The organism is Streptomyces roseoviridis, from assembly GCF_039535235.1.
GTDB lineage: Bacteria > Actinomycetota > Actinomycetes > Streptomycetales > Streptomycetaceae > Streptomyces > Streptomyces roseoviridis.
The window spans coordinates 4631473-4644295 of the sequence record NZ_BAAAWU010000001.1; the positions used below are offsets into that span (position 1 = coordinate 4631473).

A 12823-nucleotide genomic window follows, 5' to 3' on the forward strand; every position below is an offset into this window, starting at 1 on the left:
CCCGTCACGCGCCCGCTCCGGGTGCGCCGCCGACCTCCGCCGCGAGTGCCAGGGCCTCGCGGGCCATCGCGGCCGTGGCGTCCAGGTCGGTCATCATCAGCGGCACCGCGCGGCAGCGGATGCCCGTCGCCTCGACGTCCGCGACCGTGCCCGCGTCGACGGTGTCGACGAGCCAGCCGTCGAGGAGCCCGGAGCCGTAGTGCCGGGCGACGGCAGCGGCCGTCGCCTCGACGCCGACCGCCGCGAGGACCTTGTCGGCCATGCCCCGCACCGGCGCGTCGCCGACGATGGGGGAGAGGCCGACGACCGGCGCCGAGGCCGAGGCGACGGCCTCGCGGATGCCGGGGACGGCGAGGATCGTGCCGACGGACACGACCGGGTTGGACGGCGGGAAGAGGATGACGTCGGCCTCGGCGACGGCCTCCAGGACGCCCGGCGCGGGCTTCGCCTGCTCCGCGCCCACCGGGACGACGGCCCGCGCGTCCACGGAGGCGCGCAGCCTCACCCAGTACTCCTGGAAGTGCACGGCCCGCTGTTCGCCGTCCACGTCGATCGCCACGTGCGTCTCGACACGGTCGTCGGACATCGGGATCAGCCGGACGCCGGGCTGCCAGCGGTCGCACAGCGCCTCGGTGACGGCGCTCAGCGGATAGCCGGCGCCCAGCATCTGGGTGCGGACGATGTGCGTGGCGAAGTCGCGGTCGCCGAGGCCGAACCACTCGGGCCCGACCCCGTACGCGGCCAGCTCCTCCTTGACGGTGAAGGACTCGTCCTCGCGGCCCCAGCCCTGTTCCTCGTTGATGCCACCGCCGAGGGTGTACATGACGGTGTCGAGGTCGGGGCAGACCTTGAGGCCGAAGAGGTGGATGTCGTCACCGGTGTTGCCGATGACCGTGATCTCCGCGTCCGGCGCGGCCTGCTTGAGGCCGCGAAGGAAGCGGGCACCACCGATGCCACCGGCCAGAACCACAATGCGCATGCGGTGCAGTCTGTCAGGCGGACACGACTCCGGGGGCGGCCGGGGCGGCGGTGGCGGCGGCGGTCGCCGGGGCGCACTGCTCGCGCACCGACTCGTGCATCGGCATCTCGGTGAGCCCCGGGTAGTAGACGTGCAGGCTGACGGCCGGCTCCAGGGAGTCGTTGACGACCTCGTGGACGTAGCCGGGCGCGAAGACGCGCTCGGAGCCGGGGCCGAGCGCCCGCCCGCCCCGCTCCGTACGCTCCGTCAGTTCGCCCTCCAGGACGGTCAGTACGCCCGAGGAGGGGCCGTGGTCGTGCGTGCCGCTGCCCTGTCCGGGCAGCCAGGAGAGCAGCCACACCTCGTAGCCGGGGCCAGTGCGGAGCCGGTGGTACCAGCGGGTGGTGGCGTCGTACTCGACAGAGGGGGCCCACAGGGCGCGGTCGGCGGCGATCTCGCGGGCGAGACCGACGAACTCGGCCACGGTGGCGGGGTGCTCGCGGGCGGGCTGCAGGAGGTGCGGGACCTCAAGGATGTCGCCGGCGATCTGAAGGTCGCTGTCCATGTTCATGGTGCGGTGGTTCCTCGGCAGGAGTGCTGGGGTGTCGCAGATCAGGGGTGGAGCGCGGGGTGCAACGGGAGAGCTGCCACGGCCGTGGGAGGGCCGGGCGGGAAGCCGGAGCGCTGGAAGAAGGGCGCGCGTCAACAGCTGGGACAGCAACAGCAACAGCGAGCCTGGACAGCGCGGCGGAACCCACGGGCGTGGGTCGCGGAGGGCGCTGAGATCGCTGGCATGCCACCAAAGTGGCGGGAGGGACACCCGACTGTCAACTCAATGCCCGATTTGGGGGCAATGTTTCACCTCATCCGGTTACTGTGCCGGGAGAAAGGTTTGTGCACGGGGTGACCAGGACAGATGGCGCAGCAACCGTGGCGGTGAACGCGGCGGGGGTCTTGTGATCAGACTGTGATCCGGATCGCTTCCGTGGCCGGATCGCAACAAGATCCAAGTCCCGGGCGTCCTTCTCTGTGGGGCGCGACCGTGGAACCAGGCCCGTGGCATGTGTCAGGTTTTTGGTGATTTGAACACTTTCCGCATAGGCTTGGTTCCGCAGAGTGAATACGGGGCCCAATAGCAGATCTCCGCTTGACTCGCACAGAGCACGAACTTGTAATTTCACTCGTGTCGTTCGGCCGGATCATCCGGAACCGACAACGGCGACATCACGGGGACGCAAAGACGGACGAGGGGCGCAGATGACCGAGTTGTTCCAGGAACTGCTGGTCGAGGACGCGGGCGAGGAACTCGGCTGGCAGGAGCGCGCACTGTGCGCCCAGACCGACCCCGAGTCCTTCTTCCCCGAGAAGGGCGGCTCGACCCGAGAGGCCAAGAAGGTCTGCCTCGCCTGCGAGGTCCGCTCCGAATGCCTCGAATACGCGCTGCAGAACGACGAGCGCTTCGGCATCTGGGGCGGCCTGTCCGAGCGCGAACGCCGCCGCCTCAAGAAGGCCGCCGTCTGAATCCGGCCATCCGCCCGGCCCGTACGCGAGAGCGCGTACGCCGGGACGCGAAGCCGCACACCACGAACGGTCCGCACCCTGTGCCCTGTCCACAGGCGGCGGACCGTTGTCGTGCCCGCCCGCGGTCCGGCCGCCGCCCCTCATCGAGCCGCCGGGCGCCGCCCCCTCGTGTCTGCCGTTAGTGTGGGCCTCCGTCCGAGACGCACCCACGCCCCCCGCGGGCGACCCCGGCCGGAGGGCCCGTAGCTCGATGTCCTCAACTCCTGAGTTCCCACGACACGTCGTCACCGCCGTGCTCGTCGCCCACGACGGCGCCCGCTGGCTGCCGGACGCCCTCGCCGGGCTGCTCGCCCAGGAGCGCCCCGTACAGAACGCCGTCGCCGCCGACACCGGCAGCGCCGACGACTCCGCACGGCTCCTCGCCGACGCCCTCGGCGACGACCGCGTCCTCCACCTCGCCCGCCGCACCGGATTCGGCGCCGCGGTCGAGGAGGCCGCGCGCACCGCCCCCGTCCTCGGCCCCGACGACCTTCCCTATCTGAAGCGGCCCAGCGGCTGGGACCCGGTCACCCGCACCTGGCGCGACGACGCCTACGACCTGCCCGAACTTCCGCACGGCGAGCCCGTCCAGTGGCTCTGGCTGCTCCACGACGACTGCGCCCCCGAGCCCGGCGCCCTCGCCGAACTCCTGCGCGTCGCCGACTCCGACGCACACGCCGCCGTCATCGGCCCCAAGCTCCGCGGCTGGTACGACAAGAAGCAGCTCCTCGAAGCCGGCGTCTCCATCGCCCGCAGCGGCCGCCGCTGGACCGGCCTCGACCGCCGCGAACAGGACCAGGGCCAGCACGACCAGATCCGCTCCGTCCTCTCCGTCTCCAGCGCCGGCATGCTCATCCGGCGCGACGTCTACGAGGAGCTCGGCGGCTTCGACCGCCGCCTGCCCCTCATGCGCGACGACGTCGACCTGTGCTGGCGCGCCCACGCCGCCGGCCACCGCGTCCTCGTCGCCCCCGACGCCGTGCTGCGCCACGCCGAGGCGTCCGCCCGCGAACGCCGCACCGTCGACTGCGCCGGCCGCTCGGCCGCCGACCCGCACCGCGTCGACAAGGCCGGCGCGGTCTACACGCTGCTCGCCAACACCCGCGGCGCCGCCCTGCCGTACGTGTTCCTCCGCGTCGTCCTCGGCACCCTGCTGCGCACCCTCGCCTACCTCGTCGGCAAGGCGCCCGGCCAGGCCGTCGACGAGATCATGGGCCTGCTCGCCACCCTGCTGCGGCCCGAGAAGATCCTGGCCGCCCGCAGACGGCGCAAGAACCCGGCCGTCCCCGCGAGCGAACTCCGCTCCCTCTTCCCGGCCCCCGGCGCCACCGTCCGCGCCACCGTCGAACAGATCGCCTCCCACTTCGGCGGCTCCGACGCCGACTCCGGCGGCTCCCGCCACGGCGCGGTGGAGTCCGGACCCGGCGGAGACGACGCCGACTACCTGGAGATCGAGCAGTTCGCCCGGTTGAAGAAGATCGCCCGCAAGCCGGGCCCCGTCCTCTTCGCCCTCCTGCTCGTCGTCTCCGTCGTCGCCTGCCGCAACCTCTTCGGCGGCGGCTCCCTCGCCGGCGGTGCCCTGCTGCCCGCCCCCGACAGCGTCGGCGGCCTCTGGTCGCGCTACGCCGACGGCTGGCACGCCCTCGGCACCGGCGGCACCCAGACCGCCCCGCCCTACCTCGCCGTCCTGGCCGCGCTCTCCGCCCTCTTCCTCGGCTCGACCTCCTTCGCGCTGACCCTGCTGCTCGTCTGCTCGGTCCCGCTGGCCGGCTGCACCGCGTACTTCGCCTCCCGCGGCATCGTCGAGTCCCGGCTCCTGCGCGCCTGGGGCGCCATCGCCTACGCCTTCCTGCCCGCCGCCACCGGCGCCCTCGCCACCGGCCGGCTCGGCACCGCCGTCCTCGCCATCCTGCTGCCGCTCATCGCCCGCGCCGCCGTCGCCGCCCACGGCCTTGGCCGCGGCCCCGCGCAGGACGGCGGCACCGAGCGCGGCAGCTGGCGCGCCACCTGGGCGTACACCTTCCTGCTCACCTTCGCGACGGCGTTCACGCCGGTCGTCTGGCCGCTCGCCGTCGTCCTCGGCCTCGGCGTGCTCGTCCTGCGCCGGAACGACATCACCGCCTACGCGCTGCGCTTCCTCGCCACCGTCGGCACCCCGCTCCTCGTCCTGGCCCCCTGGTCGCTGTCCCTGCTGACCAGCCCCTCCGCCTTCCTGCGCGAGGCCGGCCTCGACATCCGCACGGGCAGCGCCTCCGCGCTCGACCTGCTCGGCACCAGCCCCGGCGGTCCCGGCACCACCGGCGGACTCGTGCTCATCGGCCTGGTCCTCGCCGCCCTCGGCGCCCTGCTGCGCGAGGAGCGTGCCTTCGCCGTCCGCGCCGCCTGGGCCGCCGCCCTCGCCGGACTCCTCTTCGCCGTCCTCGCCAACGGCGCCGGTGACGCGGAGACCGGCTGGGCCGGACCCGCCACCCTCGTCTACGGCGCCGCCCTGATCGCCGCCGGCATGATCGGCGCCGAAGGCGGCCGCACCCGCGTCGCCGCGCACGGCTTCGGCTGGCGCCAGCCCGTCGCCGCGCTCGTCGCCCTCGCCTGCGCCCTCGGCCCGGTCGTCGCCGCCACCACCTGGATGATCGGCGGCGCCGACGGCCCGCTCACCCGCCGCGACCCGGTCCAGGTCCCCGCCTTCGTCGCCGAGGAGAGCGGCACCCGCGACCAGGCCCGCACCCTCGTCCTCGGCGGCAGCTCGCCCGGCCAGGTGTCCTACACCCTCGTCCGCGGCTCCGGGGCCCGCCTCGGCGACGCCGAACTCGCCGCGGCGGGCGGCAGCGACCCCGAACTCGACGAGGTCGTCGCCCACCTCGTCGCCGGTTCCGGCGCCGACCAGACCCGCGAGCTCAGCGGCTTCGCGATCCGCTACGTCCTCGTACGGGACGGGGCACCGCGCTCCATGAGCCGCGTCCTGGACGCCACCCCGGGCCTGTCCCGGCTCAGCCAGCTCGACGGCAGCGCCCTGTGGCGCGTCGACCGCGAGGTCGCCCGCGTCACGATCGTCCCGGGCGGCACCAAGGCCGCCGCCACCGGCCCCGCGGACGCCCCCGACCGGCCGGTCACCGTCGCCGCCGGACCCGTCGAGGCCCACACCGACCTCCCGGCCGGGCCCGCCGACCGCGTCCTGCGCCTCGCCGACCGCGCCGACGAGGGCTGGACCGCCACCCTCGACGGCAAGGAGCTCACGCCCACCACCGTCGACGGCTGGGCGCAGGGCTTCGAACTGCCCGCCGCCGGCGGCCGCCTCGACCTCACCCACGAGGAGCCGTTCACCCACACCGCGTGGATCTGGACGCAGGCCGCCCTCGCCCTCGTGCTGCTCGTCCTCGCCCTGCCCGGCCGCCGCCGCGACGTCGACGACGACCTGCCCGACGAGGAACTCGCCGTGCCCGCCCCGGCCGCCGAGGGCGACGGCCGCCGCGCCCGCCGCCTGCGCGCCGCCGCCGAGGCCGAGGCGGCCGCGGAAGCGGAAGCGGAAGCGGAAGCGGAACGGAACGCTGCGGAGCCGGCCCCCGAGCCCGTCCCCGTCCCCGTACCGGAGCAGCCGCGCTACGAGCCGCAGCCGGAATGGGACGGCCAGTACGCCGCGGCTCCGCAGCCGGGCTACTACCAGGACCAGGGCCAGGACCCCTACGGGCAGCCGTCCTACGACCCCTACGCCCAGCCGCAGTACCCGCAGCAGTACGACCCCCAGCCCTACCCGCAGCAGCAGCCGTACGACCCGTACGCCCAGCAGAACGGCTACGAGGGCCAGAACGGCTACGAGGGCTACGAGCAGCAGCAGGGCTACGACCAGCAGAACGGCTACGACCAGCAGGCGTACGACCCGTACGGCTACGAGCAGCAGCAGCGTCCCGACGGGAGCAGCAACCAGTGAAGCGCACCACCCTCTCCCTGATCGCGGTCGCCGCCACCCTCGCCGCCGTCACCGGCGCCGCGGCCCTGACCGCGCCCGACGGCACCGTGACCGAGACCCTCGAGGCGTCCGTCCCGCTGCCGGTCGAGCGCACCAGCCTGCTCTGCCCGGTGCCCAGCACCTCCGAGGTGGCCGAGACCACGTACACCTCGTACACACCGGTCTCCAAGGGCACCGCGGGTGAACGCGCACCCTCCCAGGCCGGGTCCGCCAAGGCCGAACTGCGGCCCGCCGCCGCGGCCGGCACGCCCGGCGAGGCCCCGGCGAAGCCGCCCAGGCCGCCCAAGGCGCCCGCCACCGTCACCAAGCCCGGCACGCCCGTCACCGCCGAGGCCGACGGCGCCACCGCACCCGCCCTGACCGGCTCGGCGAACGGCGCGCTCGCCCCCGGCTGGACCGTCCAGCAGACGACCGTCGTGCCGGCCGGCGGCTCGCGCGGCCTGCTCGGCGTCGGCTGCACCGCCCCGGACACCGACTTCTGGTTCCCGGCCGCCTCCACCGCCAAGCAGCGCCAGGACTACGTCCACCTCACCAACCCTGACGACACCGCCGCCGTCGCCGACATCGAGCTCCACGGCCCCGAGGGACCGCTCACCACCCACATCACCGAGGGCATCGCGGTCCCCGCCCACTCCAGCGTCCCCGTGCTGCTCTCCACCCTCACCACCGACCCCGCCCAGCAGGACGTCACCGTCCACGTGACCACGCGCAGCGGACGCGTCGGCGCGGTCCTCCGCTCGGCCGACGACACGCTGGGAAGCGACTGGCTGCCGGCCTCCGCCGACCCGGCCGGCACCGCCGTCCTGCCCGGCATCCCGGCCGACGCGACCTCGGTGCGGCTGGTGGCGTACGCGCCGGGCGACGACGACGCCGACCTGAAGATCCAGCTCGTCACCCCGACCGGCACCATCGTCCCGGCCAGCGCCGGCGCCCTGCACGTCAAGTCCGGCATGACCGCGGCCGTCGACCTGGCCGACCTCACCCGCGGCGAACCCGGCTCCCTGCTCCTGAGCCCGTCCGACCCGAAGAAGGCCACGCCGGTCGTGGCCGCGCTGCGGGTGGTGCGGGGCAAGGGCGACCGGCAGGAGGTGGCGTTCATCCCCGCCACCGCCGCCGTCGACGGCCGGGCGACCGTCGCCGACAACCGGTCCAAGGGCTCCACGCTGACCCTGACCGCGCCCGGCGCCGCCGCCGAGGTGCGGATCACGGCCTCCGCCGGCTCCCAGGGCGGCACCCCGGTCACCAGGAACGTCACCGTGAAGGCGGGCACCACCACCACGCTGGCCGCACCGCTGCCCGAGGGCCTCAAGGGCTCCTACGCGCTGACCGTGGAACGCCTCTCGGGCGGCCCCGTGCACGCGGCCCGGATGCTGGAACTGCCCCAGGACGGCATCCCGATGTTCACGATCCAGACGCTGGCCGACGACCGGGGCACCGTCCAGGTCCCCGAGGCGCGGCAGGACCTGTCGGTCCTGGACGACTGACGAGCCCGCCGGCCCGGACCGCCGGGGCGGACTCCCGGGCCGGACTCCCGGGCCGGGCTCCCGGGCCGGACTCCCGGGCCGGTACGGGCCTCAGTCCTGCCCGTAGCGCGGGTCGACGGACTCGGGGGAGAGGCCCAGCAGGTCCGCGACCTGCTCCACGACCACCTCGTGGACCAGCAGGGCCCGCTCGTCACGGCTCTTCGAGCGGATCTCGACCGGGCGGCGGTAGACGACGACCCGGGCCGGCTCGTCCTTCTCCGCCGGGGTCGAACCGCCGAGCGGCACCGTCTCGCTCGTCACCGACGGAGGGACCTCCATCACCAGGAACTCCACGTCCGCCAGCTGCGGCCAGCGCCGCTCCAGCCGCTCCACCGAATCCAGGACCAGATCGCGGAAGGTGTCCGCCCGGCTCGCCGACAGCGGGACCTGCGGCGGGGCGACCGGCCCCCGCATGCCCCGGCCGTGCCGGTCGCGGCGCCGCACGCGCGGCGCGGGACTCTCCATGCTCTCGGTGGTGTCGGTCACTGACGCAGCGTAACTCTCTCCGGTGTTCCCGGGCCGGTCCGGGAAGCCGCTCACGGGGGCACGTGACCGCACCCGCTGTCCGAAAGCGACCGTTCCGGCCGCCGGACGGCGCGAAAACCGCGCCCCCCGGGATCGGCCATCTGGCTGTGGTTGACCGGATTTCTCCCTCCCGCTGTCCGGATCGCACGCTCCCCGCGGCCCGCCGCCCCGCCGCTCCCGCAGGTCAGAACCGGCGACCGCGACCGGTCCGTGGCGGACGTCACACCGCGACACGGTGGAGTGACCTGGGGGAGAGTCGTCGCGGCCCGCTCAAGAGTGCGGTACCGTCCAACGTCGTGAGCCCTGTACGTCGCTGTTCGCGCACCGCGTGCGGCCGCCCTGCCGTCGCGACACTGACGTACGTCTATGCCGACTCGACTGCGGTCCTCGGCCCGCTCGCCACCTACGCCGAGCCCCACTGCTACGACCTGTGCGCCGAGCACAGCGAGCGCCTCACCGCCCCGCGCGGCTGGGAGGTCGTGCGGCTCTCCGACGGCAGCGCCCCCGCCCGGCCCAGCGGCGACGACCTCGAAGCCCTCGCCAACGCCGTGCGCGAAGCCGCCCGCCCCCAGGAACGCGCGGCCGAGGCCGGCGGCGCCGGCAAGGGCGGCCGCGGCGGCGACCCCGTGGAGGTCGGCCGCCGGGGCCACCTGAGGGTGCTGCGTTCCCCCGATAACTGATCAAGGCCCCATCCCGGGTAGTTTGGGCGTTCCGTACGCGCGCCGCACCGGCGCGTGCACCGCATGCCGAGACTTCAGGAGGGTTGATCCGTGGCTGCTGATCTGTCGCAGATCGTGAAGGCGTACGACGTCCGCGGGGTGGTGCCGGATCAGTGGGACGAGACCCTGGCCGAGCTGTTCGGCGCCGCCTTCGTCCGCGTCACCGAGGCCGACGCCATCGTCGTCGGCCACGACATGCGGCCCTCCTCGCCCGGCCTCGCCACCGCCTTCGCGCGCGGCGCGGCCCGCCTCGGCGCCGACGTCACCCTCATCGGGCTCTGCTCCACCGACCAGCTCTACTTCGCCTCCGGACAGCTCGACCTGCCCGGCGCGATGTTCACCGCGTCCCACAACCCGGCCCAGTACAACGGCATCAAGATGTGCCGGGCCGGCGCCGCGCCCGTCGGCCAGGACACCGGCCTCGCCGACATCCGCGCCCTCGTGGAGCGCTGGACGGACGAGGGCGCCCCGGAGCCGGCGGCGACCGAGGGCACCATCAGCGAGCGCGACACGCTCCAGGACTACGCGGCCCACCTCAAGGCGCTGGTCGACCTCACCTCGATCCGCCCCCTGAAGGTCGTCGTCGACGCCGGCAACGGCATGGGCGGCCACACCGTCCCCACCGTCTTCGGCGGCCTGCCGCTCGACGTCGTCCCGATGTACTTCGAGCTCGACGGCACCTTCCCCAACCACGAGGCCAACCCGCTCGACCCGAAGAACATCGTCGACCTCCAGGAGCGCGTGCGCACCGAGGGCGCCGACCTCGGCATCGCCTTCGACGGCGACGCCGACCGCTGCTTCGTCGTCGACGAGAACGGCGACCCGGTCTCCCCGTCGGCGATCACCGCCCTCGTCGCCGCGCGCGAACTCGCCAAGCACCCCGGCGGCACCGTCATCCACAACCTGATCACCTCCTGGTCCGTCCCGGAGGTCGTCCGCGAGAACGGCGGCACGCCCGTCCGCACCCGCGTCGGCCACTCCTTCATCAAGGAGGAGATGGCCAGGACCGGGGCCATCTTCGGCGGCGAGCACTCCGCCCACTACTACTTCAAGGACTTCTGGAACGCGGACACCGGCATGCTGGCCGCGCTCCACGTCCTCGCGGCCCTCGGCGGCCAGGACGGCCCGCTGTCCGCGCTCGTCGCGGCCTACGACCGCTACGCCTCCTCCGGCGAGATCAACTCCACCGTCGCCGACCAGACCGCCCGTCTGGCCGCCGTGAAGTCCGCCTTCGCCGACCGCGACGGCGTCACCCTCGACGAGCTCGACGGCCTGACCATCACCTCCGCCGACTGGTGGTTCAACCTCCGCGCCTCCAACACCGAGCCCCTCCTCCGTCTCAACGTCGAGGCCCGCGACGAGGCCACGATGTCCGGCCTGCGCGACGAGGTCCTCGCCCTGATCCGCGCCTAGGGACGCGCCGGGGGCGCGCTCCTGGCCCGCCCCCCGGCGTGGGCGTTCGTTCCTGCCCCGGGCCCCGTCCCCCGAACCCCGTCCCCCGGACCCCGTCCCCCAGACCCCGCCTCCGGGCGGGCCCCAGCCGGAACGGACGGGGGCGAGGTAAAGGGCGGGCACGGCGCGACGGAACGGGCGGGCATGACAGGTCGGCCGGGCGCGACGGAAAGCGGGGGGCGCGACGGAACGGCCTTTGCGGGCGCCTCCGCTTCCGGCACCTACGGCGTCCCTCAGGGCGCGTGCCGGCCGGGGCGGGGCCGCCTCGCGGGCCCCGGCGGTGTTCCCGGGTGCCGGACCCCGCCACCCGACCGCCCCGCCGCGTTTCCCGCCCCGCCCACCTGCGTCCCCCTCCCCGCCACGCGCACGGCGCACCGTAGCCCCGGCGCCGCCCCGCGTCCGGGGCGGCGAACCCGCCCCGCGCCGGGGGCGCCGCACGCGGCCCGGCGGTAGGCTGACCTGGCCCGAGACCGCCGTACGTCCGTACCTTCCCCCACGGCCGTACCGACGCCCGCAACCGTCCGAAGGGACCCGCCCCATGCCGCTCGAAGCCGGCCTCCTGGAGATCCTGGCCTGCCCGGCCTGCCACGCCCCGCTGAACGACCGTACGGCGGAGGAGACCCCGGAGCTCGTCTGCACGTCCTCCGACTGCGGCCTCGCGTACCCCGTCCGTGACGACATCCCGGTCCTGCTGGTCGACGAGGCCCGCCGCCCCGCGTAGCCGCGCCAGGGGGACACCCCTTCGGGGAACGCCCCCGCGGAAGACCTCGCCGGCCGCACCCACGCACGGCGGCCGGCCCCGCTCCGACCACCGGAGGCCCGCCACATGCTCGACGAGACGCTCCTCGACGCACCGGACGCCCTCGCCCTCGCCGACCGCCGCGGCCTGCTCCGCGGCGCCGCGGAAGCGGGCGCGCGGGTACGCACCGCCGCCCGGCACGCCAGCGAGGCCGGCATCGCCGAGCTCCGCCCCGAGGGCCGCCCCCGCGCCGTCCTCGTCGCGGGCCCCGGCACCGCGGCGGCCGGTGTCGCCGACCTGGTCGGCGCCCTCGCCGGCGCGGCGGCCCCGGTGATCCGGCTGCGCCCCACCGGCGTCGCCCCCGCCGCCGGCGCGCTCCGCTGGGCGCTGCCCGGCTGGGCCGGTTCGGTGGACCTGCTCCTGCTGCCGACCACGGACGGCTCCGAGCCCGGCCTCGCGCTCCTCGCCGAGCAGGCGTACCGCCGCGGCATGACCGTCGTCGCCGTCGCCCCGAAGGAGTCCCCGCTCGCCGACAGCGTGAACGGCTCCCACGGCCTCATCGTCCCCATGGCGATGGCCCCGCACGAGACGGCCGAGGAGTACGCCGAGACACTCGCCGCGAGCCCCGGCGCCCTGTGGGCGCTGTTCACGCCGCTGCTCGCGCTCCTCGACCGGGTCGGTCTCGTCGAGGCCCCGCCGGAGGCGCTGGAACAGGTCGCCGACCGCCTGGACCGTACGGCCGAGCGCTGCGGCCCCGCCATCGCCACCTACAGCAACCCGGCGAAGACCCTCGCCGCCGAGCTCGCCGACTCGCTGCCGCTGGTGTGGACCGAGGGCGAGGCGGCCGGCCCGGCCGGCCGGCGGTTCGCCGCGGTCCTCGCCGAACTCGCGGGCCTGCCCGCCCTGGTGGCCGAGCTGCCCGAGGCGCTGCCCGCCCACGGCATGCTCCTCACCGGCGACTACGCGGCGGGTGCCGATCCCGAGGACTTCTTCCGCGACCGCGTCGAGGAGCCGCAGGCCCTGCGCGCCCGGGTGGTCCTGCTGCGCGACCGCCCCGCCGAGGGCAACGCGCTCAGTGCCGCCCCCGCCGCCCGCGAACTCGCCCTCGGCCACGGCACCGCCATCAGCGAGCTGGAGCCGGACGAGGGCAGCGCGCTCGAGAACCTCGCCGAGCTCCTCGCGGTCACCGACTTCGCCGCCGTGTACCTGGCCCTCGCCTGCGCGGCCCACGCCCCCGAATAGCCGCCCGCCCCGAACAGCCGCCCCGCCCCGACCGGTCCCCCGTCCCGAGCAGCCCTCGCGCCGCGAGGGGCCCCCGCCCCCAGCGGCCGCTCCGAGCACTCCGCCCGCCCCCGAGCCCTCCCGACCCGTGCGGCCCCCGCC

10 protein-coding genes are annotated in these 12823 nt (G+C 75.0%); 7 read left to right on the top strand and 3 right to left on the bottom strand.

The features are described 5' to 3' along the window. Positions 1-4: 4 nt before the first annotated feature. Both cofD and ABD954_RS21045 read right to left on the bottom strand, forming a co-directional pair. Positions 5-979: a 2-phospho-L-lactate transferase gene (gene cofD, locus ABD954_RS21040; RefSeq protein WP_345487773.1), complete on the bottom strand. Its 975-nt coding sequence runs from the start codon at positions 977-979 to the stop codon at positions 5-7. Positions 980-992: 13 nt separating this feature from the next. Beyond that, positions 993-1529: a cysteine dioxygenase gene (locus tag ABD954_RS21045; protein ID WP_345487775.1), complete on the bottom strand. Its 537-nt coding sequence runs from the start codon at positions 1527-1529 to the stop codon at positions 993-995. Between the two features lie 686 nt (positions 1530-2215). Here ABD954_RS21045 and ABD954_RS21050 point away from each other — a divergent pair. From ABD954_RS21050 to ABD954_RS21060, 3 genes are all read left to right on the top strand, one after another. After that, on the top strand, positions 2216-2479 hold the full coding sequence (locus ABD954_RS21050; RefSeq protein WP_345487777.1) for a WhiB family transcriptional regulator: 264 nt from the start codon (positions 2216-2218) through the stop codon (positions 2477-2479). Positions 2480-2729: 250 nt separating this feature from the next. Continuing rightward, positions 2730-6443 (top strand): glycosyltransferase family 2 protein, encoded by a 3714-nt coding sequence (locus ABD954_RS21055; protein ID WP_345487779.1) that lies wholly within the window; start codon positions 2730-2732, stop codon positions 6441-6443. Continuing rightward, positions 6440-7966, top strand: coding sequence for a DUF5719 family protein (locus ABD954_RS21060; RefSeq protein WP_345487781.1), 1527 nt, complete (start codon positions 6440-6442; stop codon positions 7964-7966). Before ABD954_RS21055 ends, ABD954_RS21060 begins: the two co-directional genes overlap by 4 nt. 90 nt (positions 7967-8056) lie before the next feature. Here the strand turns inward: ABD954_RS21060 and ABD954_RS21065 are convergent, their stop codons facing one another. Further along, the gene (locus ABD954_RS21065; RefSeq protein WP_345492351.1) at positions 8057-8470 is read right to left on the bottom strand and encodes a metallopeptidase family protein; all 414 of its coding nucleotides are present in this window, start codon (positions 8468-8470) and stop codon (positions 8057-8059) included. 305 nt (positions 8471-8775) lie between these two features. Here ABD954_RS21065 and ABD954_RS21070 point away from each other — a divergent pair, with 305 nt between their 5' ends. The 4 genes from ABD954_RS21070 (at position 8776) to ABD954_RS21085 (ending at position 12682) form a co-directional block, all read left to right on the top strand. After that, positions 8776-9210, top strand: coding sequence for a DUF3499 domain-containing protein (locus ABD954_RS21070; protein WP_345492353.1), 435 nt, complete (start codon positions 8776-8778; stop codon positions 9208-9210). Between the two features lie 90 nt (positions 9211-9300). After that, on the top strand, positions 9301-10662 hold the full coding sequence (locus tag ABD954_RS21075; RefSeq protein ID WP_345487783.1) for a phosphomannomutase/phosphoglucomutase: 1362 nt from the start codon (positions 9301-9303) through the stop codon (positions 10660-10662). Positions 10663-11239: 577 nt separating this feature from the next. After that, positions 11240-11422, top strand: coding sequence for a Trm112 family protein (locus ABD954_RS21080; protein ID WP_345487785.1), 183 nt, complete (start codon positions 11240-11242; stop codon positions 11420-11422). Positions 11423-11527: 105 nt separating this feature from the next. Continuing rightward, positions 11528-12682, top strand: coding sequence for an SIS domain-containing protein (locus ABD954_RS21085; RefSeq protein ID WP_345487787.1), 1155 nt, complete (start codon positions 11528-11530; stop codon positions 12680-12682). The last annotated feature ends 141 nt before the right edge of the window (positions 12683-12823 follow it).

Coding starts and splice junctions, on each gene's coding strand:
- cofD (WP_345487773.1), bottom strand. CDS start 979: ATGCGCATTGTGGTTCTGGCCGGTGGCATCGGTGGTGCCCGCTTCCTT.
- ABD954_RS21045 (WP_345487775.1), bottom strand. CDS start 1,529: ATGAACATGGACAGCGACCTTCAGATCGCCGGCGACATCCTTGAGGTC.
- ABD954_RS21050 (WP_345487777.1), top strand. CDS start 2,216: ATGACCGAGTTGTTCCAGGAACTGCTGGTCGAGGACGCGGGCGAGGAA.
- ABD954_RS21055 (WP_345487779.1), top strand. CDS start 2,730: ATGTCCTCAACTCCTGAGTTCCCACGACACGTCGTCACCGCCGTGCTC.
- ABD954_RS21065 (WP_345492351.1), bottom strand. CDS start 8,470: ATGGAGAGTCCCGCGCCGCGCGTGCGGCGCCGCGACCGGCACGGCCGG.
- ABD954_RS21080 (WP_345487785.1), top strand. CDS start 11,240: ATGCCGCTCGAAGCCGGCCTCCTGGAGATCCTGGCCTGCCCGGCCTGC.
- ABD954_RS21085 (WP_345487787.1), top strand. CDS start 11,528: ATGCTCGACGAGACGCTCCTCGACGCACCGGACGCCCTCGCCCTCGCC.